General features: G+C 62.4%; 18 protein-coding genes. 4 read left to right on the top strand and 14 right to left on the bottom strand.

Annotation, left to right across the window (positions count from 1 at the left end):
• Window positions 1–48 precede the first annotated feature (48 nt).
• The 5 genes from IB265_RS28260 to IB265_RS28240 all read right to left on the bottom strand — a co-directional run bounded on the left by IB265_RS28260 (window position 49) and on the right by IB265_RS28240 (window position 5,910).
• Entirely contained in the window at window positions 49–339 is a 291-nt protein-coding gene (locus tag IB265_RS28260) for a DUF2218 domain-containing protein (protein ID WP_058330038.1), read from the bottom strand.
• 114 nt (window positions 340–453) lie between these two features.
• Window positions 454–2,763 (bottom strand): TonB-dependent receptor, encoded by a 2,310-nt coding sequence (locus IB265_RS28255; protein ID WP_112996472.1) that lies wholly within the window; start codon window positions 2,761–2,763, stop codon window positions 454–456.
• A gap of 119 nt (window positions 2,764–2,882) precedes the next feature.
• Entirely contained in the window at window positions 2,883–3,884 is a 1,002-nt protein-coding gene (locus IB265_RS28250; RefSeq protein WP_112996473.1) for a FecR family protein, read from the bottom strand.
• Window positions 3,885–4,090: 206 nt separating this feature from the next.
• Window positions 4,091–4,594, bottom strand: a complete 504-nt coding sequence (locus IB265_RS28245; RefSeq protein WP_112996531.1) for an RNA polymerase sigma factor — start codon at window positions 4,592–4,594, stop codon at window positions 4,091–4,093.
• 380 nt (window positions 4,595–4,974) lie between these two features.
• On the bottom strand, window positions 4,975–5,910 hold the full coding sequence (locus IB265_RS28240) for a LysR family transcriptional regulator (protein ID WP_112996474.1): 936 nt from the start codon (window positions 5,908–5,910) through the stop codon (window positions 4,975–4,977).
• Between the two features lie 96 nt (window positions 5,911–6,006).
• Here IB265_RS28240 and IB265_RS28235 point away from each other — a divergent pair, with 96 nt between their 5' ends.
• Entirely contained in the window at window positions 6,007–7,422 is a 1,416-nt protein-coding gene (locus tag IB265_RS28235; protein WP_112996475.1) for an aldehyde dehydrogenase family protein, read from the top strand.
• A gap of 17 nt (window positions 7,423–7,439) precedes the next feature.
• Here the strand turns inward: IB265_RS28235 and IB265_RS28230 are convergent, their stop codons facing one another.
• Both IB265_RS28230 and IB265_RS28225 read right to left on the bottom strand, forming a co-directional pair.
• Window positions 7,440–8,624: a GGDEF domain-containing protein gene (locus IB265_RS28230; RefSeq protein ID WP_112996476.1), complete on the bottom strand. Its 1,185-nt coding sequence runs from the start codon at window positions 8,622–8,624 to the stop codon at window positions 7,440–7,442.
• 67 nt (window positions 8,625–8,691) lie between these two features.
• Window positions 8,692–9,156 carry a helix-turn-helix domain-containing protein gene (locus IB265_RS28225; protein WP_112996477.1) on the bottom strand — a complete coding sequence of 155 codons (465 nt, stop codon included), beginning with the start codon at window positions 9,154–9,156 and terminating at the stop codon, window positions 8,692–8,694.
• A 106-nt stretch (window positions 9,157–9,262) separates the two neighbouring features.
• Here IB265_RS28225 and IB265_RS28220 point away from each other — a divergent pair, with 106 nt between their 5' ends.
• Complete coding sequence (locus tag IB265_RS28220; protein ID WP_192495504.1) at window positions 9,263–10,528, top strand: MFS transporter; 1,266 nt, start codon at window positions 9,263–9,265, stop codon at window positions 10,526–10,528.
• A gap of 109 nt (window positions 10,529–10,637) precedes the next feature.
• Here the strand turns inward: IB265_RS28220 and IB265_RS28215 are convergent, their stop codons facing one another.
• Entirely contained in the window at window positions 10,638–11,474 is an 837-nt protein-coding gene (locus tag IB265_RS28215) for an oxidoreductase (RefSeq protein ID WP_192495503.1), read from the bottom strand.
• A gap of 116 nt (window positions 11,475–11,590) precedes the next feature.
• On the opposite strand from IB265_RS28215, the gene IB265_RS28210 reads away from it, so the two are divergent.
• Window positions 11,591–12,499, top strand: a complete 909-nt coding sequence (locus IB265_RS28210; RefSeq protein WP_057255282.1) for a LysR family transcriptional regulator — start codon at window positions 11,591–11,593, stop codon at window positions 12,497–12,499.
• A 93-nt stretch (window positions 12,500–12,592) separates the two neighbouring features.
• On the opposite strand, the gene IB265_RS28205 is transcribed toward IB265_RS28210, so the two are convergent.
• The 3 genes from IB265_RS28205 to IB265_RS36975 all read right to left on the bottom strand — a co-directional run bounded on the left by IB265_RS28205 (window position 12,593) and on the right by IB265_RS36975 (window position 15,311).
• Window positions 12,593–13,534, bottom strand: a complete 942-nt coding sequence (locus IB265_RS28205) for an MYG1 family protein (protein ID WP_192495502.1) — start codon at window positions 13,532–13,534, stop codon at window positions 12,593–12,595.
• 172 nt (window positions 13,535–13,706) lie between these two features.
• Complete coding sequence (locus tag IB265_RS36980; protein ID WP_246806070.1) at window positions 13,707–14,489, bottom strand: hypothetical protein; 783 nt, start codon at window positions 14,487–14,489, stop codon at window positions 13,707–13,709.
• 27 nt (window positions 14,490–14,516) lie between these two features.
• Window positions 14,517–15,311 carry a hypothetical protein gene (locus tag IB265_RS36975; protein WP_244495736.1) on the bottom strand — a complete coding sequence of 265 codons (795 nt, stop codon included), beginning with the start codon at window positions 15,309–15,311 and terminating at the stop codon, window positions 14,517–14,519.
• A 520-nt stretch (window positions 15,312–15,831) separates the two neighbouring features.
• Between IB265_RS36975 and IB265_RS28195 the strand changes: the two genes are divergently transcribed.
• Entirely contained in the window at window positions 15,832–16,275 is a 444-nt protein-coding gene (locus IB265_RS28195; RefSeq protein WP_057255277.1) for a hypothetical protein, read from the top strand.
• Window positions 16,276–16,367: 92 nt separating this feature from the next.
• On the opposite strand, the gene IB265_RS28190 is transcribed toward IB265_RS28195, so the two are convergent.
• The 3 genes from IB265_RS28190 to IB265_RS28180 are packed head-to-tail and all read right to left on the bottom strand — an operon-like array spanning window position 16,368 to window position 21,339.
• On the bottom strand, window positions 16,368–17,480 hold the full coding sequence (locus IB265_RS28190; protein ID WP_192495501.1) for an ABC transporter permease: 1,113 nt from the start codon (window positions 17,478–17,480) through the stop codon (window positions 16,368–16,370).
• A 2-nt stretch (window positions 17,481–17,482) separates the two neighbouring features.
• Window positions 17,483–20,269 carry a ribosome-associated ATPase/putative transporter RbbA gene (gene rbbA, locus IB265_RS28185; protein WP_192495500.1) on the bottom strand — a complete coding sequence of 929 codons (2,787 nt, stop codon included), beginning with the start codon at window positions 20,267–20,269 and terminating at the stop codon, window positions 17,483–17,485.
• A complete protein-coding gene (locus IB265_RS28180) occupies window positions 20,269–21,339 on the bottom strand; it encodes an HlyD family secretion protein (RefSeq protein WP_192495499.1) in 1,071 nt (356 codons plus the stop codon). Before IB265_RS28180 ends, rbbA begins: the two co-directional genes overlap by 1 nt.
• Window positions 21,340–21,600: the final 261 nt, after the last annotated feature.

The raw sequence follows: 21,600 nt of genomic DNA, 5'->3' as shown, positions 1-21,600 counted from the left end.
ACCAACACATTGAATTTTCTTATTGAGAGCGTTGTCAGCCCGTGGCGCTCAGCCGGCGGCCTGCCAGTGGAGCGATCCCGGCTGCTCGCGGAACGCGAAGCGCAGAAGATGGCTTTCGATGACCGATTTCGTATCGTCGAGATCGGCCTCGCCAGGCGAGCGGGCGCGGATGCTCAGGCCATCCGGTGTGGCCTGGAGATAGCCGGTCCCGCAGGAAAACCGGAGTTCGGCGCGATCGCCCGTCTGCTCGACGTCGATCTTGTGGGCGAAGTGCTTGCAGAGCTGCGTCAGGTATTTCTGGCCGTCGTCCGTTGCAAAGTGGGTGGTCGCTTCTTGCATCTGGAACTCCTGTCATCAGGCTTTTTGTTGCCCAGTCGGCCCGGGATGACCGCCTGAGCGTCTCGGGCGACCGCCGTGGGGAGGACACGGCAGCCGCGATCGTGAACCGTCGGCCTAGAAAGTCGCTCTTGCGGTCAGGATGAAGGAACGGCCGGGCTCGTAGAGCGGCGTCACGTTCCCGAACTCCTGGCCGTAGGTCGCCCGGTCCGAATAGGTTTCGTCGAAGATGTTCTTGAGTTCGGCGCGCAGCGTCAGGTTCGGCCGTTGCGGCGGTACATATTCGACAAAGGCGTTGAAGACCTCGTAGCCCTCGAAAGGCTTGCTGCCGGCGGCGACGTCGTCGTAGTCGAGCGCAATCTCGGCGTCGGCGCCGAAGGTGACGCCCCAGTCGGCCAGCGTGTGGATCGCCTGCAGCGTGATGATCTGGCCTGCGGGTGCTGCGAGATAGGTGCCGAGGTCGGAATCGGCAGGCTTGCCGTCGATCTCGACGTCGATATTGGCGTATTTCACCTTGAAATAGCCATCGCCCCAATTGTAGCCGCCACCGATCTCGAAGCCGCGCGAGCGAACATCATGGGCGGCGATGCCGAGGTCTGCCCGGAAGCGCGGTGCGCGCGCATCATCGAGATCGGTCTGGAAGACACTGCCCTCGACTATGAAGCCGTTGTAGTTGGCCTCCAATCCCAAGACGTAATTGTCTGCCGTTACCGGCTTCGGACCGTTGCCATAGTCCCAGTTGGGATTGATGATGAAGTTCTCGGCAAGCGGAATGCCCGCCCAGACATGCGAATACCCGGCCTTGGCCGTCAGAAGATCCTCGATGAGATCATATTCGCCCGAGACGTTGCCGCTGAAGCCCGAGTTGGTCCATTTCTCGCCCGTTGTTCCGGTAAAGTGCTGGTTGTCCCCTCTTGCGCCAAAGGAAAGGCGCGTCCTCTCCCAAGGCTCAAGCCTCGCCTGCGCGTAAATGCCGACATTGCGCGCCTTCTCGGTACCGGGATCGTAGAGATCCTCAAGCTCCGCCTTGTCGCTGTAGAAGTCGATGCCCGCGATCACATTGCCGATATCGAAAGAGAACTTGTTCTCGAACTTGCCATTGAAACTATCCGACGTGCCGATGGCGTCATAGGTCTTCGGAACGCCCGGTCCCGGCTTCGGGAAGATCGGCAGATCGACCTCTGTCTTGCTGTAGGCAAGCAGGAGCTTCGGGTCCCACCACCCCTCCGGCGTGCTGTCGGTATAGGTAAAGACGGTGTTCTGCCGGTCGAGCGTATAGTCGCGGATGCGCGGCTCCCACGGCTTGGGGTTCGAAATCGAACCCACATTGGCGCGGAACGGCCGTGGCGCATCGTCGTTGATACGGTCGTGGCTGATCTCGAAACGGTCGCCACTCTCGAACTCGTAGGCGAGCTTGCCGAGGCCGCTCAGCAGATTGGTGCTGGTGCCTTCAACCTCCTTACCGTTACCCGCGGTGAAATCGTTGCCATTGCCGAAGTTGAAGTAGCCGAGGAACTCAAGCCCTTCATGCATGCCATAGGCGGAGAGCCCCGTGGTCACCGTGTCGCTGTTGAAATTATAGCTGGATGTAACGAAGCCACCGAAAGCGTCGGCATCCAACAGATCGCGCGGATCAATCGTCTCATAGGCGATCGCACCGGCGAGCGCCCCCGGGCCGGCATCGGCCGGGGCAACGCCGGCATCGACGCTGACGGCCTTCAGGAGGCCCGGATCGATGAGGTTCGTGCCATTGTGGTGGAAGACCTTGTTGTTCTGGCGGCCGCCGTCCATGGTCACGGCAAGGCTCGTTTCCTCGATGCCATGAACGTAGACCTTCTGCGACATCGGCAAGGAGCTGCCGACGGCGATGCCCGGCTCCCCTGAAAAGACGTCGGCAATGTTGGCGGGGTTCTTCAGCTTCAGGTCCTCCGACGAGATGACGATCTCGCCGGCGCCGAGCGGTCCGCTGCCAAAGGCGGAAATCGGGTTGAGAACCGTGGCGCCGGATGCATCCACGCCCTCGCTGCTGCCGGCCGCCGTGGCCGAGCCGATCAGCGCCGTTCCGCCCGATACCCGGTAGGAGATGCCGGTGCCCGACAGCAGCTGTGCCAGGGCCTGCTGCGGCTCCAGCGTGCCGCTGACAGCGGTCGAACGAATGCCCTTCGACGTCGCTGCAGCCAGGGTCACCTGCAGGCCGGATTGCCGGCCAAAAGCATTCAATGCGCCCGCCAGCGGTTGCGACGGAATGTCGAACGTGCGGGCCGTGCTGACACGCGATGTCGTCTCTTGGGCGGAGGCGACGGAAAGGGGCATGAAGGCAAGGGAGGAAAGCCCGACGATCGCCGTCGTTGTCAGCAGGCGCAGTCCTGCATGGCTATATCCTGCGCTGAAAGAAAGATGTCCCTTGCGGCATTTCGTCGAACTCATTTTACCCCCGTCTCGATGATCCGCGCGCTGCCTCTCGGCAGGCGCTTCGGACCAAAGACGACGGGCTCCGGATTTTTTTTCACCGGTCCGCGATTTTTTCTTGAATTTTTGAGTCCAAATTAAAATTGCGTCAGAACGCGGCCATAGGATGTCACCTCGCGCACCTTGCCACCAAACGGCTGAACCAATGCCTGAAGAGCGTGATCGGGATCCGTGAGATCATAGACGCCCGTCACCCGTCGCGCCGCGAGTTCGGATTGCGGGATGGAGATCCAGGCGGAATGGTAACGTTGCAGCCGCTCGGCGGCAGCCGCAACGGTGACGTTGTTGACGAACATCTTGCCACTGCGCCAGGCGCCGATCTCTTCGGTCGCGATCGCGCTTCGGGTGACAGCACCCGTCGCATGCGCCACCGTCGCCATTTCTCCCGGCGCGAGTTCGAAATTCTGCTTATGATTTTCCCCACTGTACGAAACGGCCACCGTGCCGTGGGCGAGCTCGACCGTCGTCTCCGTACTCGCAAGCTGCACGTCAAAAGAGGTGCCGAGAACCGAAACCTCCACGCCGCCGGCATCGACGACGAAGGGACGCGACGGGTCGCGCGCAACATCGAAATAGGCCTCGCCCTTGAGAAGCCGGACGTGCCGGGCCGCGGTGTTGATCGCGGTGGCGATGGCGCTGCCGCCGCCCATCTGAATAGTTGTGCCGTCCTCCAGCGTGATCGTCCTGCTCTGTGCGGTCTCGGTCACATGATCGGCCTGCCACCACACCAGCAGCGACGGGAGCGCGACGAACAGCACCAGGCAGGCGGCAAGCGCCATCACTGCGGTGCCGGCAGCTAAGGTTCTGGCCGCCCAACGCTTCGGCTGGCGGGTGGTTGCCGCCGATAAAACCAACGGTGTCGCCCCGCGCCAAAGATGCTCATGAACCGGCGGCACTTCTCCCAGCAGCTGCCAGGTCTTCAATGCCGTCTCCCAGGATCGGACATGCAGTTCCGACCTGCCCAACCAAGTGCGGAACGCGGCTTCCGTCTCCCGACAGTTCGGACGCGCCTTCAGTTCGAGGAACCAGTCCATGGCCTCTTCGAGCAACACCTCCGGTATGTGGTTGTCCTTGGTCAAAGCTCTGCCTGCTGGTTACGTGTTCGACGAGACACTACAGCGCCGCGCGTCTTATCAGACGCGCAAAGGTCGCTGTAGCACTTTGAATTGCTGCATGTTTTCATCCTTTAATCGGGTACGATTCAAGGAAACATGCACAAGCGGAATCATTCGGTCTGTCACAAAGACGAATTACTGCGGATTTTTTTTCACGCCGGCTCAAAATTCTAGGAGGCATCGCCCGCCAGAATTGTCGCCACCCGCATCATGGCGGTGCGAACATGGCGATGTACGGTTGCGACCGAGATGTTCAGGTGGGCGGCGATTTCTTCCAGGGTGTATCCACCGAAGCGGTGCATCTCAAGGGCAACACGAACGTCCGTGGGAAGATCGTCGAGGACGCCTGAAATGCGCCGGATCTCGTCGGTCACCACAGCGATGTCTTCGGGCGTCGGCATCTCGATCGGCATCGACCAGAACTGGGGCTCGTCCTGTTCCTCCCGCGCCTCTATCTTCCGACGCTTGAGAAGATCGAGGCACAGATTGCGGACGATTCTGTAGAGATAGGCAGGCGAGAGGCCCTGGGAACCATTGTCGGTATTGGCCGGCGCGAAGCGGATGAACGCCTCCTGCACGATGTCTTCGGCCGTCTCACGCGACCCGACGATGCGCGTCGCATAGGCGACCAAAGCGGTACGATTGGCGAAATAGACCTGATGGCGCGTTTCCATGTCGACCAAGGCGTCTGATCCGAACAAAACAACTTTGATGTGGCGTCCAGCGTCGTTCGCACTGCCTGCCGCGACGCGATCGGTGGACCGGATGGCCAAACGAACGCGACGTCTCTTAGCACGCGTAAATAAACTTGTCTGTAATAGTCATGTTATTTTTCCAGCCAATTGCCTCGACGCCTCGCCGCCGAGCCTGAGCGTCCTTGGCCGGAGACCGTATCCCGTTGCAGAAGCGGAACTTTTCGCTCCGAGGACGATTACCCATCTGAGCGCGAACCGTGTCAACCGGACGCGGCAGGGATGGCGAACATGGCGGTTTTTCCGGTTTCTCGCCATGGCCAACGAAACGGCAGTCGAGCGCCCAACCTGTCCGGTTCGTCTCACTTTCGGTGTCGAGACTCAAGGGCGCCACCAATCTCCCCGCCCTCGACACGCAACTCTCTGACGAGTTCGATCAACGCCCGGAGTTTTGCCGGCACGTGTCGCCGGCCGGAGAAATAGAGGCACAGGCCGTCATAGGGTGGCGTCCACTCATCGAGAACCCGCACCAGCCGTCCGGCAGCGACGTGCTCCTGGACCGCATAGTCGGAGAGATAGGCCAGCCCTGCGCCACACAGTACCGCCTCGAGCATCAACCCGCTCTCGTCCAGAATGACCCGTCCGGGCACATCGATCTCCACGCTTTCGCCATGACGCGAGAACTCCCAGTGATAGATCCGGCCGCTCGCCATGCGCGCCCGAATGCAAGTGTGGTTCATGAGATCGGCTGGTCGCAGCGGCGCCGCCCTCTCACGGAAATAATCCGGCGACCCGACGACGATCATGCGCGACTGGCGCGTGACTGGCACTGCGATCATGTCCGGCGGCACTGCGTCTGTCAGCCGGAAGCCGGCATCGAAGCCTAGGGCGACGATGTCCACCAGCGCGTTGTCGGTCGCTACCTCCACCGCCATGTCCGGAAAACGCCGGAGATATTCCATCAGCAGCGGCTGCAGTACCATGCGTGCCGCCCCGGGCGAGGTGTTCAGCCGAAGCGTCCCGGTCGGCCGCGCCCGGGATTCCGTCACCCTCTCGACGGCACCGTCGATCGCGGCGAGAGCCGGCAGAACCTCGGCCACGAAGGCCTCGCCCGCCGCAGTGAGTGCCACCGACCGGGTTGTCCGGTTGAACAGACGGACATCCAGCCGCTCCTCCAGCGCCGACACGGCATGGCTGAGCGCAGAGGACGACACGCCGAGTTCGCGGGCAGCGGCGCGGAAACCGCCGAGCCGCGCGATCGTCGTCACCGCCTCGAGTTCGGACAGACTGGGTCTCATTGCGCTATTTTCCTCATCAACCTGTCTATGATTGATGATCTTATCCTGGCGACCCTTCCGGCGCATATCCCCTTCATCACAACAGGAAACCGAACGATGAAGATAATCGAGCAGATCTATGTCGACGGTGCTTTCGTGACCCCTGAGGGCAGCGAGCGCTTCGAGCTTTTCAATCCCGCCACCGAAGAGAAGATCGGCGAGGTCCGCCTCGGTGACGCGGAAGACGCCCGCTCGGCGATCGCAGCCGCCAAGCGCGCCTTCCCGGCCATGCGGCACACGACACCAGCCGAGCGCATCGCCATGCTGCAAGCGCTGCGCGACGCGGTCGCAGCGCACGCCGATGCCTTGCATGAGGCCATGGCGACCGAGTACGGCGCACCGCAGTCCTTCCTCGCTTTCTCGGTGCCGCATGCTTCTCACGTTTTCGAGGTCGCCGCGAAGACCGTGGCTGGCTATACCTTTACCCGGCAGATCGGCAACGCCGCGGTCGTCATGGAACCGGTTGGGGTTGCCGCCGCCATCACCCCCTGGAACAGCAACATCGGCTTCATCTGCACCAAGCTCGCCACCGCAATTGCGGCCGGCACGACGATCGTGATCAAGCCGTCGGAAATGAGCGCCATCCAGACCCAGACGCTGCTGGAAGCGCTGCACGAAGCCGGCCTGCCGCGCGGCGTACTCAACGTCGTCAACGGCTATGGTCATGTCGTCGGCGCGGAGCTCAGCCAGAACCCTGGTATCGCCAAGATCACCTTTACCGGCTCGACCACCACCGGAAAGACGATCCTTCGAACCGCTGCGGAAAGCTTCAAGCGCGTGACCTTGGAGCTCGGCGGCAAGGGGCCGCAGATCCTGCTCGACGATGCCGATCTCGATCACGCCATTCCGCACGTGCTTGCTTCCGCCTTCCGCAACAGCGGCCAGGCCTGCATTGCCGGCACCCGGCTTCTGGTGTCGGAGCGGAGGCTAGCGGAAGTGACCTCGCGTCTCGCCACCGCCGTCTCGGCATTGAAGATCGGCCCTTCGAGCGACCCGACCTCGGATATCGGCCCGATGGTCAGCGCCAGACAATGGCAGCGCGTCCAGTCCTATATTCGTCTCGGTCAGGAGGACGGAGCAAAGCTGCTGGCAGGCGGCGAAGGTCGCCCGGAAGGGCTCGGTCGTGGCTGGTTCGTCCGCCCCACCGTTTTCACCGATGTCACCAACGACATGCGGATCGCGCGGGAAGAAATCTTCGGCCCCGTCCTCAGCGTTCTTTCCTATCGCAACGAAGACGAGGCTGTCGCCATCGCCAACGACACGGACTATGGCCTGCAATCCTACGTTCTCGGCACCGATGTGGAACGCATGCGCCGCGTGGCCGGCCAACTCGAGGCCGGTCGCGTGGTCCTCAACGAGGCGCCGGCAGATGCCCAGGCTCCCTTCGGTGGCTTCAAGCATTCCGGCATCGGTCGCGAATTCGGACCCTTCGGCCTCGAAGCCTTTCTCGAGCCGAAGGCGATCATTGGCTGAGCGGTAATCCCCGTGTCTCAGGCGACCTGCGCGCCGGCCTTCGGCGCGCCAGCCAACGCGACGGTATTGCGACCCATGTGCTTCGCCTCGTAGAGGGCGCCGTCCGCCTTTTGCAGCAGCTTTTCAAGCGTCGTCTCAGTCGCAAGCGCCGCAGCGACGCCCAGGCTTGCCGTCACGCACCCATTGCCAAGTCCGCGATGTGCAATGTCGAGCCGTTCGATCGCCGAGCGGATACGCTCGGCCATCGCCAGCGCCTGCAGCGGCTCCCGATCCGCCACGAGCACCAGCATCTCCTCACCGCCGAAGCGGAAGACGAAGGAGGCCTCATCCACGGTGTCGCGCATGCATTGCGAGACGGCGCGGATGCAGGCGTCGCCCTCGATATGGCCGTGAACGTCGTTGAACCGCTTGAAGTGGTCGATATCCAGCAGGATCGCCGAAACCGGCGCCAGGCGAGGCGCGTCGTTCCACAGCATCTCGCCAACCCGCGCCAGCGAGCGGCGGTTCAACAGTCCCGTCAGTTCATCCCGTTCGGCATTGCGCTCAAGCTGGCGGTAGAGAAGGCTGCCCCTCAACTGGTTGAGGAAATTCTGCCTGTCCTTCTGCTCCAAAAAATAGGCGCTGACCGCCAGGAAGATCGACAGCGTCAAATAGAAGGTGATGATACCGGAATAGGTGACATCGTCGAAGGCGCCGGTCAGGCGCGTGGTGGTGAAATGGGAAGCGCACATCAGCGCGAGCCCGATCACGACGGAAAAGAAGCGCGGCCGCAGCGCGATGACGAAGAACAGGAAGGCGGCGGAATTGCCGTTCTGATAGACGAAGAGGTAGGAGCTGGCGCTCTGCGTGGCCGCCGCCATCGGCAGGGTGACGCCCAGCACCGCGATCGCCACCGCCAGAACGTCGTAGAGAAGCGCATTCGGCCAACGGCGCACGGCCAGGATACAGCCGATGACGAAAGGCGTGAACACCAGGAAGCGGGCGACGAGCAGCTCGCTGAACACATCGGGCAGCATCGTGCGATCGCCGAAGTAGACCAGATCGTAAATGAAGACACCGATCACGCCCCAGATCACCGCGAGCCGCACACGTTCGGCCGCATATTCCTTGCGGAACAGCGCCTCGATCTCCGGCGAGAATTGCAGATAACGAAAGCCGCGCGCGATCTGGTTCTCTACCTGGTCTAGCGTGACAACGCTCATTACCAATTTCCCCGGCTGCGGAAGGACTCCAGCAAGCTAGCAGAGAAAACTGAATATTCGTCTAAAGTTAGATCGGTTCGCCGCTGTCTTCGGGCACCTTGATCAGGACCGTCTCGGCGGCCTCGATCGGCCTGCCGTCCTGTGTGCGGATGTCGAGTTTCACCGGTAGTCCGGTTTCCTTTTCGACCAGCAGGGAATGCTCTTCGCCGGGCTGAAAGAGGTGCCTTTCGCCGAACTGGCGCAAGGCGACCATCACAGGAAAGAGGTCCCGGCCCATCGCCGTCAATTGATACTCGACCCGCGCTTTCGCCTCGCCGACGGGAACCGTCTCCAGAATGCCGCGATCGACGAGCGTGCGCAGGCGCTCCGTCAGGATGTTCTTGGCAATGCCGAGGCTTTTCTGAAAGTCGCTGAAGCGTCTCAATCCGTCGAACGCATCGCGCACGATCAGCAGCGACCACCAGTCGCCGATCGCGTCCAGAGATCGCGCACTGGGGCAGTAGTCTCCCTTGAGGCTTCTGCGCGCCACCATACGAACTCTCCTCTCTCGCGGCCACGAGATTTTGGTTGCATTATGAAACCAAATCGGTATCCATAAATTTGGTTTCATTATTAAACCGAAATAAGGAAGAAGTCCAATGGATGGTAGAGCTGCTGCGGCGTCGATCGACGCCGCAAACGACGCTGCGCGCCCAAACGCCAGCAAGACGACAATGTCGCCGTTGACGCGCCCGATGATGACACTCTTCGCCCTCGCCTCTGGCCTTGCGGTCGCCAATGCCTATTTTGCCCACCCCTTGCTGGATGTGATGGCGGCCGATCTCGACCTTTCGCAAACCCGCGCCGGTTTGATCGTCGGCGCGACGCAAATCGGCTACGCGCTCGGCCTGGTCCTGCTTGTTCCTCTTGGCGACCTTTTCGATCGCCGCAAGGTCATCATCATTCAATCCCTGCTTTCCGTGGTCGCGCTCAGCTTCGTCGCCCTTTCGGCCAACGCCAAAATGCTGATGGCTTCGATCGCAGCCGTCGGCATGCTTGCCGTCCTGACACAGGCCCTGGTCGCCTATGCGGCCAGCCTGGCCCAACCATCGGAACGTGGCCGGGTGGTGGGGTTTGTCACCAGCGGCATCGTGATCGGCATCCTCTCCGCACGCACCGTCGCAGGCCTTCTGACGGATCTCTCCGGCTGGCGATCGGTCTATCTTGCATCATGTGTCGCAACGCTCTTGATCGCCGGCCTGCTGTACAGGTTGTTGCCGCACCAGAGACGGGAAACGAGCAAGCTCAGCTACCCCCGCCTTGTCGGCTCCACCTTCAAGCTGATCTGGGAAGAGCCGGTGCTGCGCACCCGCGGCGTGATCGCCATGCTGATCTTCGCGAACGTGACGACCCTGCTCACCCCGCTTGTCCTGCCGCTGAGCGCACCGCCCTTCTCCATGTCGCATACCGAGGTCGGCCTCTTCGGTCTGGCAGGGATCGCCGGGGCTTTGGCCGCTTCTCGTGCGGGCCATTGGGCCGATCGCGGATTTGGCCAGGCGACGACGGGGATTGCACTCGCGCTTATGCTCATCGCATGGCTGCCGATCTCATTGCTGCATCACTCGATCCTGTGGCTGATCGCCGGTGTGCTCGTCCTCGACTTCGGGCTCCAGGCGGTCCACGTGACCAACCAGGCCCTGATCTATCGCGTCCGTCCGGAAGCGCAGAACCGACTGACGGCAGCCTACATGCTCTTCTATTCGCTCGGCAGCGCGATCGGATCCTCTCTCTCCACGGTCGCCCATACGCATGCGGGATGGAACGGCGTCTGCCTGATGGGCGCGGCGATCAGCCTTACCTCGCTGCTCTTCTGGCTGGCGACAAGACCTACGGGATCCAAGCATGCGGAAGACGCGCAGCGTTGAACGGTTGAGTGAGCTGCGACAGCGCGGACCGAGGTTGGCTCAGCCAACGAGAAGGCCCCGCACGATGGCGGGGCCTCTGAGGGAACGGTCGACCGCCGCTCCTCGACGCTTATGCGGCCGGTTCAAAGTCGGTCGAGAGGGACACGGCACGCCATTGGGCAAGGATTTCTGCGTCCGATGCGTGCTTGGCTTCGATCGCGGCCACCGTGTCGCTGCCAAGCGGCAACCGCACCGGCGGATTTTCGGCATCAGCGAACGAGATCAAGACCTCTGCCAGCCTGTTGGGATTGCCCGGCTGGTTATGGCTGATCTCCTTCGCCTTGCTGCGAACGAAGCCGGCCGTCTCGGCATAGTCCTCGATCTCGATCGGGCTGATGCCGAGTGAGGTCGACTCGAGAAAGTCGGTGCGGAAGTAACCGGGTTCGATCGCCGTCGCATGGATACCGAGCGGGGCAAGCTCTGCTGCGAGCGCTTCGGTCAGGCCTTCAACGGCAAACTTCGTCGAGCAATAGACCCCGAAGCCAGGGCCGCTGCGATAGCCGCCGATCGACGAGAAGTTCAGGATGCGTCCCGAACGCTGGCGGCGCATGTGCGGCAGCACGGCACGGGTGACGGCCAGCAGGCCGAAGACGTTGGTGCGATACAGGGCCTCGATCTCGGCACCGCTTGCCTCTTCGACCGCACCGAGCAGTCCGTAGCCGGCATTGTTGACCAGAACATCGATCCGGCCAAAGCGGGCGATCGCCTGCCCGACGGCCTGATGCGCCTGGGACTCGTCGGTAACATCGAGCGCTACGGCCAGAAGGTTGGGTTGCTCGCCGAAACGCTCGGCGATCGCCTTCGGATTGCGCGCCGTCGCGACGACCTGATCGCCCTTGGCGAGTGCCTTTTCCACAATGAGGGCGCCAAATCCACGGGATGCCCCGGTAACGAACCATGTATGCATGTGAACCTCCTGTTTGTTTCGCCGCTCCATCGTCGGCGGCTGAGAAGGTTTTACCGCGCTCCATCTGCTGAGATAATCGACTGGATTCTCCTTGAGCTGATGAGTAAGATTCATCAATGAGAACCGTATCGCCTTCCGACCTGTCCTCCTTCCTGGCTTTGGCCCGGCACCGAAGCTTCCGCCGCGCCGCTGACGAGGTCGGCTGCACGCCATCGGCACTCAGCCATGCCCTGAAGGCACTTGAGGAGCGGCTCGATCTCCGCCTCTTCAACCGAACGACCCGCAGCGTCGCGTTGACGGAAGCGGGCGAACTTCTGCTCGCGCGCGTCGCCCCCGCCTTCCGCGACATCGAGGATGCGCTTGACGACCTCAACAACTTCCGGGGCACACCTGTCGGGCGCTTGAAACTCAATGCGGCGCGCGCCTCCGCGAAGATGGTGCTTCTGCCTTTGGTCGCACGCTTTCTCGAAGCCTACCCGAAAATCAGCATCGAGATCGTCACCGACAACGACCTCGTCGACATGGTGTCGGAGGGTTTCGACGCCGGCGTTCGTTTCGGCGAGGTCATCGCGCAGGACATGATTGCCGTACCGATCGGGCCGCGCCAGCGCACGGCGATTGTGGCAACGCGTTCCTTCTTCGAGCGCTTTCCAAAACCGACCGCTCCCGATCACCTGAGGGAACTCCCCTGTGTCGGACTGCGCTTCGGCAGCGGCCGGCTTTACGCATGGGAATTCGAGCGCGGCGGCGTGGAACTTCAGGTCGAAGTGAGCGGCCCCCTGATCGTCGACGACCAGGACATGATGGTGGACGCTGCCCTTGCCGGAGCCGGCGTGACCTTCACCTTCGAGGATCAGGTGCTGTCGCTGATAGACGAAGGAAAACTTGTTCGGGTGCTCGAGGACTGGTGCCCCTACTACGGCGGCCTCTATCTATACTATCCGAGCCGACGGCAAATGCCGGCGGCGCTACGCGCCTTCGTCGATTTCATCAGGACTGCGGGTAGCGGGCTCGCCAAAAGCTAGCGCGAAGCTGCGTCTTGTGGCCGACCGCGCCGCGGTCGGACCATGTGCAGCCGATTCCGGGCAGCGCCGGCCCGAAGCAGGGCATGTCCTGGCTTACGCCTTGGTTTCACTTGCAAGCGACGTGGCCTCTGCGACGGCCAACGCGGCCATGGCAAGGGCAGCTTCGCGCGTTGCGGCAGCCGCGATGAAGCGGCCATTGTGGCAGAAGCTTGCGCCCGCGACCCCGCAGGCCGCTTCCAGTTCTCCGTTGGTCAGGCCGGCCCAGGCTGCGGGCAGGTCTGCGCGAAGCTCAAAGCCCTCATCGGCCTTGCGGATGCCCGTCAGGCACCAGTCTTTGTCACGCGGGTGAACGACGAACAACAGGTGATCGGCACCGGACTTCACGACGGCCGGACGGAAGGGCATGCCCATCGGCAGCTCGAGAACGCGACCATCCCCGGCACGGGCGATTTGCTGAAGAACGAGTGCCTCGGCTCTGAGCTTGGCGGCGCGCTGGGCGACGCTGGCCTCGACGAGCGCACGGGCAACCGCCAGGGCCGCCTGAAAGCCGCGTTCGTCAGCCTCCTGGCCGGCCTCGTCGAAAACCGGCTTCAAGGTTTCCAAAAGCGCCGGCAGGGTGAGCCCTGCGAGCGGCCCGGCAACGGAAGGGTCGAGCGCACCATTATCCACCAGGTCGACCGGAAGCACGAAGCGTGCATCAAAGGCCGCATGGACCGCCTCGATATGGTCTTCAGGAACGCCTGAAGCGGCGAGATAGTCGCGGCCGTAGTGCTTCCAGATCAGCCCGAACGAACTGTAGGGCTGGCCGTCCTCTCTCAGCGGCGCGCCGCGCTGGTGATGATCGAAGATACCGGCCGCGGCGTCATACTCGCCACCCACATCGTAGACGATACGGTCTGCACCGGGCCTGATCCATTCCGGAGCCCGACTGCGGATCAGGCGAGCCTGCGGGAAAAGCCGCGTGAGAATGACGGTGGACAACAGCTCGTCGGCATGGAAGCCACCGGAATGGGTAACGAGAAACGCTGGGATCATCCCGATTGGCCTTATGGTTCGTTGAGTACGGAACGCACCACATAGCCATTGCTTGCTGCCACCTCAACCCACCATCGCTCCTTGCCCGCCTGGAGACCCGCGTGCGTCGCCCGGAGATCTTGGCGGGAGACGGATCGACGGCCGAGACTGGCCGACAATTATTTGGGCGCAGCTACTCCAGATCCATCGTGGTGAAGACGCGGCAATTGTCGGGCGCAGGCGTGCTTTTGCAAATCTGCGCATCGACCAGTTGGTCCACTGCCAGCGTGTTCGTCAGCAGAAGGGCCTTGAACAATTGCCAGAGACCGGGATTGCCAGCCGCATCGCGCGGGCCCTCGGCCAGCATCTGGTAGCGCACGCCCATTTCATCATAGTAGGCCGCCAGCTTTTTGCTGCTGGCTTCGTTTCCAGTCACCATCGGAATCTCTTCGACGATCGTCCCTTCTCCCGCGAGCCGTCGACTGCCTGACGCAAGGGCGAGCGTACATGCCTGTGAGCAGGCTCCGAGCGAAACGGCCTTGCCGATATAGGCGGCTCCCTTTTGGTCGTTTGCGGTACAGTTCTTCTGATCGCGCTGACACCCGAAGAAAACGGTCGTGCCCACCGCCACGCTCAGTTTGCTTTTGCGGATGAGGCGGCCGAGTGCCATCGCAGCCGCCATGTCGCCACCGGGCGATCGCAGGACCAATGGCAGCTTGCGGCCTGCGAGCGTCTTCAAGGTTGCCTTCAGCAGGGCCGGTGTCTTCGGCCCGATGGTGCCCGCGGCGGAAATCCACTCCGGACATGTCGGCTCGCACCCGGCCTGGTTGGAGCGCACGACGACAAACCGCATCTCCTGCTCAGCCGCCATTGCCGGCCGCTCCATCAACAGGCTTGCGGCCAGCAGACAGATTACCAGCGCAACCCGTAGCAGGCGGGGCGTGGCTGCGCCGACGGGAGAACTCCATATTCGCATTCCGGTCTCCAACCCAAATCCCCTGGTCTAACGCTTCAGGTCCGACATGACGAAAACCCGACAATTGGCGGACGCCGGTACCGTTCTGCAGGTCTCGACCGAGGTCAGCAATTCGACCCCGCCCAGCTGCGTGATCAATTTCATCTCGGTCATCGCGACGGGTTCGATCTTGCGCATATCGGAGGCGGGCGTGATCTTCATCAGATCGATAACCGTGCGGCCGATGCCCATTTCCGCGAGGTAGGCGGTCAACTCGCGCTCCTGCGCCTTGGTCATCTCGTAGATCTTGCGGCTGCCGACATTCTTGCGGCTGACGACCTTCTTGCTGGTCACCTTCTTCTTGCCGTTGACGATACGGTACTCCTCCCGATACCGCGTCTGGGTCTGAACGAAGACAGTGGTGATCTGGTGAACGCCGAGATAGGCCCATTCCCCGGCCACTCGGCGGGTTCCGCCGGCGAACATCAGCGGACAGGCCGAATTGCAGTAGGCTCCGCCCGAATAGGCGATACCGATATAGCGGGCGCCCTTGCCGTCGTTTTCGCGGCAATCCTTCTGCTGCGGCTGGCAACCGATGAAGCGGGTTTTGCCGACCGCCACTTCAAGCCTTCGCGCTCTGATGAGCCGCCCTAGTGCCAGCGCAGCGTCGACGTCTCCCCCAGGTGACGTCACCACGACCGGCAGGCGGCGCTTGCCGATGGTTTTGAGCAGCTTCTTGAACTGCGCCGGGCTTTCGCGAACGATCGTCCCCTCCGCCGATATCCACTCCGGACAGGTTGGCTCGCACCCTGGCTGACCGCTGCGAACCACGAAGAACTGCATGTCAGCGCCGCCAGCCGGCGCCGCTCGAACCGTCGCGGCCGAGGCCAGGAGCCCAACCAACAGACAGACAATGACCACTGAACGCGAGAAAACTTCTCGTGGAAATGCCATGCCGATCAAAAAACTGTCCCTCTCCCGACTGTCCCTGCGCCGGCGGTCCAGGGATCTCGCCCGATCCCTTTTCGCATCAGCGTGGTGCGCGGCCCCCCGCAAATTTCATTCTGCAAATATGACTATCAAAACAAACAGTTCTTTCGCATCCATTGCTGCGAACGTGCGCGGGATGGCGAAAGAGAAATGAAAGTTGCGTCAGTCAATAATGAAACCAAAGATAGCATGGAGCCCGAACATAAGGCAACGATCATGGACGCGGAATCGGCCGCCGGCGCGATGCGATCGACCCACCTAAGCCATTGCAGCGAGACGATAGTTGTTCGCGCGGCGGCGATCAGACGCCGAGGGGCTGGATACACCGTCGACGCTTTGACAACATAGGCGCTCAAGGCAGGATTGCGATTCGATGACGATTTTCTTTAAGGCAGCAATTTCCGACGACGTAGCATTCGGAATGATCGAGCGGTGTTTTTCCGATCCGGACGACTATGACGGCTATCTCGATATCTTTGGCGATCACACCGAGCGGACCGTTTCATGGAGCAAGGGCAGGTCGGTGGACGAGTTCAAGGCCGAGATAACCGAAGCCCTGCGGTCCGCCTGGGAGAGCGCGCGTTTCTGGCAGGTATACGAGCGGCGCGAAGACCGGGACGATGCCGGAACCAATGAAATCCGGCGCGCCGCCATCAATCTGACGCGCACCTATGGCGGCGTCATCGTGATCACGTTGAGCCTGCTTGGCAGACGCAGCAGCACGCACGATCTCGAACTGGTGTTTGTCTGCTTCCAGGAAGACGCCCAACGCCGGAATTTTCGCGTGCGCTACGACGGAAAGTTCATTCCCGCCTGACGCCTCGCGCACGGTGCCGACAATAGCGTTTTTCCGACAAAGCGCTGGTCGGTCGGCACGTCACGTCAACCGATCAGCCATGTATGGGATGCCTACTTCAGGAACACCCGGAAGCGCCGCATGGCAAAGGCGAAGAGGATGGTGCCGATCAGCAGCAAGGCGAGAAGTTGCGGCCAGACCACGTCCAGGCCGGCATCGCGAAAGAGCACGGCCTGTGCCAGAATGACGAAGTGGGTGTTTGGCGCCGCCAGCATGATGTTCTGGATGATCTCGGGCATGCTTTCGCGCGGCGTCATTCCCCCGGAGAGGGCCTGTAGCGGCAAGAGCACAAGCATCAGCAGCAGACCGAACTGCGGCATGGAGCCGGCAATCGTGGCAAGCAGGATGCCCATTGACGTGGTCGCAAAGAGTTGCAGGGCCGTTGCCAGCAGGAACAGCGCGAACGAGCCCTGCACCGGAACCGCGAGCGCGCCCTTGACGACGACGATCAGCGAGACCGCCGAGGCGAGCAGCACCACCAGCCCCATCGACCAGACCTTGCTGACCATGATTTCGAACGGGGTCACGGGCATGACCAGGAGGTGCTCCACCGTCCCGTGTTCGCGCTCGCGGATGAGGGCGGCACCCGTGAGCACGATTGACAGGATGGTGATGTTGGTGATGACGTTCATCACCGCGCCGAACCAGCCCTTGTTGAGCTCGGCATTGAACCGCGCCCGCAGAACCAGATCGACCGGCAGTTTCTGCTCGCTGCGGTGACGATCGAGGAAGCCCGAGACCTCGCCGGTGACGATCTGCTGGATGTAGCCATTGCCGGAAAAGGCCTGGCTCATGCGCGTTGCGTCGACATTGAGCTGGATCGTCGGGGAGCGGCCGGCCAATAGATCCGTCTGGAAATTCGGCGGAATGTCGAGCGCGAAGGTATCGAGCCCCTGGTCCATGCGGCGGTCCATTTCCGCCGGCGTGATCATCTGCGGCGGCACGAAATAGGGCGGATAGAAAGCCGTCGAGATCCGCGTCGAAACCGGCGAGCGGTCCTCGTCGACGATGGCGATTGCCGCACGGTTCAGCGTTTCCGGCATTGCGGTCGAGCCGGTATAGACCGACAGGGTGAAGGAATAGACGATCAGGATCAGCAGGATCGGATCGCGCCAGAGCCCCCAGAGTTCCTTGATGCCGAGATGGTAGATATGGGATAGGCGCATCGTCACCTCGCCTGCTTCTTGAGGGACAGGGTGCCCACCGCGAGCAGCACGGGCACCGCGATCAGCATCGGCACGAAGGCGCCGCCGAGGTCACCGAAGCCCAGAGCCTTGGAAAAGGTACCGCGGGCGATCGTCATGAAATGTGTGGTCGGGTAGATCTGGCCGATGAAGGCGCCCGCCCCTTCGAGCGAGGAGACCGGATCGATCATCCCGGAATACTGGATTGCCGGAATGAGCGTCAGGATCGCCGTGCCGAAGATCGCGGCGATCTGGCTCGACATGAAGGTCGAGATGACGAGCCCCATGGCCGTTGCCGCCGAGACGTAGATCAGCCCTGCGACCGTCCAGGCGAGCAGACTGCCGGTAAACGGCACCCGGAACACGAAGATTGCGAATGCCGTCAGCAGCACGAAATTGAGCATCGCCAGGGCAATGTACGGGATCTGTTTGCCGATCAGGAATTCGAGCCGCGTCACCGGCGAGACATAGAGATTGACGATCGACCCCAGCTCCTTCTCGCGCACGACGCTGAGCGCCGAGAGCATGGCCGGGATCAGCATCAGCAGGAGCGGGATGACCGCCGGCACCATGGCAACGATGCTCTTGACATCCGGGTTGTAGCGGAAACGCGTCTCGATCTTGAAGCTGCCGGTGGTCGCAGCCGCCCCATAGCGTTCGCGGATCTTGCCGGTCAGCCAATGGGCGTGCAGTCCCTGCACATAGCCCTTGACCGTTTCGGCACGGCTCGCCATCACACCGTCGATCCAGGCGGCAATTTCAACCGTATCGCCGCGCGCCGCATCGCGGGCAAAACCCGGCGGGATCTCGATTGCGAGACTCAGTTCGCCGTTGCGCATGCGCCGGTCGAGATCGGCATAGTCGGTGATCGGATCCTTCTCGATGAAGTAGCGCGAACCGGCGATCTCGAGAATGTAGTCGCGGCTGGTCGTCGTCTGGTCGCGGTCGAGCACCGCGAAGGTCAAATCCTCGACGTCCATGTTGATGCCGTAGCCGATGACGAACATCAGGATGACCGTGCCGATGGTGGCAAGCGTCGCACGGATGGGATCGCGCACCAGTTCCAGCGCCTCGCGGCGGGTATAGCTGAACATCCGCCCGACGTCGAAAAACCCTGACTTCGGGGGCCGCATGGCCCCGGCCGATTGTTCGGCGACCGGTTCCAGCGGCGCATTGGCCCTGACCACCGCCGGCGCCGGCTGCTTTGCCCCGGCGATCGCCTCTTCCAGATAGGCGATGAAGGCTTCCTCCAGCGTCGAGGCCGAACGGCTTTTCATGATGCCGGTCGGCGTATCGCTGACGAGCACCTTGCCCGCATGCATCAGCGACATGCGATCGCAGCGCATCGCCTCGTTCATGAAGTGGGTGGAGATGAAGATCGTCACCTGCTCGTTGCGGGAGAGATCGACGAGGATCTGCCAGAAACTGTCGCGCGCCACGGGATCGACGCCGGACGTCGGTTCATCGAGGATGAGGATATCGGGTGAATGGATCAGCGCGACCGCAAGCGAGAGCCGTTGGCGCACGCCGAGCGGCAATGCGTCCGGCAAGGCCTCCATCACATCCGAGAGATCGAAGCGCTTCGCCAGTTCCTCGATCCGTTTGGGAATGCTGTCCGCCGCCATGCCGAACAGCTTGGCATGCAGCTCGAGGTTCTGCAGAACCGTGAGCTCGGTATAGAGCGAGAAGGCCTGCGACATGTAACCGACGCGGTGGCGCACTTCCATGTCGCGCGGGTCGACCTCGCGGCCAAAGAGTTTGGCCGTCCCTTCGCTGGCGGCAAGCAGGCCCGTCAGCATCTTCATCGTCGTCGTCTTGCCGCAGCCGTTGGAGCCGAGGAAGCCGAAGATCTCACCGCGGCCGATGCGGAAGCTGACATTGTCGACGGCGACGAAATCGCCGAAGCGCATGGTGAGGTTGTTGGCCTCGATGGCGATGTCGCCGCCCACCCCTTCCGGACGCGGCGGAATGACGACGTCGTGGTGCTCGCGCCTGAGTTCCTCGGGAAGCAGCGCGATGAAGGCGGCGTCAAGCGTGTCGACGCCGGTCTTTTCAAGCAGTTGTTCGGGCGTGCCCGTGGCCAGCACCCGGCCCGCATCCATCGCGACCAGCCAATCGAAACGGGCCGCTTCCTCCATATAGGCGGTTGCCACGATGACGCTCATGCCCGGCCGCTCAGTGCGGATCTCATCGATCAGTTCCCAGAACTGCCGTCGTGACAACGGGTCCACGCCGGTCGTCGGCTCGTCGAGGATCAGGAGATCGGGATCGTGGATCAGCGCGCAGCAAAGCCCGAGCTTCTGTTTCATGCCGCCGGAGAGCTTGCCCGCCGGACGGTCGGCGAAAGGGGCAAGCCCGGTGCTTTCGAGCAGGCTGACAATCCGCCTCTCGCGCTCCTGGCGATCGTGGCCGAAGAGCCGGCCGAAGAAATCGACGTTCTCGAAGACGGAAAGGGTCGGATAGAGGTTCTTCCCAAGACCCTGCGGCATGTAGGCAATACGCGGGCAGGTCCGCCGCCGATGGCCGGCATCGGCAATGTCACCGCCAAGCACCTCCACGCTGCCCGCCTGTACGGCACGTGCGCCGGCGACGAGTGACAGCAGGCTCGATTTCCCAACGCCGTCGGGCCCGATCAGCCCAGCCATGCAGCCCGAGGGTATGTCGAGCGTCACGTAATCCAGCGCCTTCGTCTTGCCATAGGAAAGCGTGACGGCGCTCAGACGAACCACGGGCTCTGCCGGCGGCAGGCCGGCCCAACCAGAGGCCACCATCACTGCACCAGTGTGCCGGTCTGGCTCGCCGGCCACTCTGCATTCGGGTCGACCTTCACATAGGCGACACCCGGAAGGCCGGTTTTCACCATGCGGATGTACTTCTTCAGCAGTTCCTTCGGAATTTGCGCCTTGATGCGGAAGGTCAGCTTCTGCCGCTCCTCTGCCGTCTCGACCGTCTTCGGCGTGAACTGCGCGACGTCGGCGACATAGGAAACCTTGGCGGGAATGATGTATTGCGGTGCGGCGTCCAGCACGAGCCGGACTTCGCTGCCGATCGACAGGCGTCCGGCCTGATCCGTCGGCAGGAAGAACGTCATGTAGACATCGCCGAGATCGACGAGATTAAGCACGCGGCCGCCGGCCGCCAGCACTTCGCCCGGCTGGACCACACGATACTGAATACGGCCGTCGCGCGGCGAGACCAGGGTACTGTCGTTGATGTCGGCGATGATGCTTTCGACCGACGCCTTGGCCGCCTCGACCGAGGCTTCGGCATCGACGACCTGGGACTTCGCCGAATTGATCGCCGCATTTGACGCGGCGAGCGATGCTTCCGCGGCGCTGGCGGCAGCGCGCGCGCCCTCGGCGGTGGCCCTGTCGTCGTCGAGCACCTGTTGCGAAACGGTGCTCATCTTCACGAGTTGTTCGGACCGGGCGAGCCGCCGTTCGGCAGCGTCCAGTTGTGCGCGCCGCTGCGCGAGGACAGCCTCCGCCGCCGCCTTTTCCGCTTCGCGCTGCGTGACCAGGTTCTTCGCCGCTTCGACGCTGATGATCGCACGCTGCTGCTGCGCTTCGGCCTGCCGCTTGTGCGCTTCCAATTGCACGGTATCCATCTGGGCGAGCACCTGGCCGGCAGTGACGAAATCGCCCTCATCCACCAGGATTTCCTTTATCCGGCCTGCCGTCTTGGTCGAGATGTCGATCTCAACTGCTTCGATGCGTCCGTTGCCGCTCGCGATCCCGGCGGGTAGCGCATTGCGATCCATGTTCTGCCAGGCATAGTAGCCGCCCGCGAGCGCCAGAATGACCAGACCAACCAGGAGCCAATTCTTCCGGGCTTTTTCCATTTCAGCGTCCCACCATCAAAACGGACCACGAGAATAGCCCGCGACCACTCAAACACAACCGGGAATAGGCCCGAAGGACGAGGCTGCCGCATTGACTCATGTCAATTGCGGGTCAGGCGCCTTGGTGCCAAATGCCGGGTTGTTATTGGGATCTGTGGCTCTTGATCGCTTGGGACGGCGAAGCCCGTCCTCGCCGTTCGAGCAAACGGGACCTCTGTTCAGTACGCGCTCGGTCGGACTATCGGCCAGATCCGTGGCCGT

Source organism: Ensifer sp. ENS10, from assembly GCF_014852025.1.
Taxonomy (GTDB): Bacteria; Pseudomonadota; Alphaproteobacteria; order Rhizobiales; family Rhizobiaceae; genus Ensifer.
The sequence above is the reverse complement of the archived record's forward strand: the minus strand, read 5'-3'. Positions and strand labels throughout refer to the sequence as shown.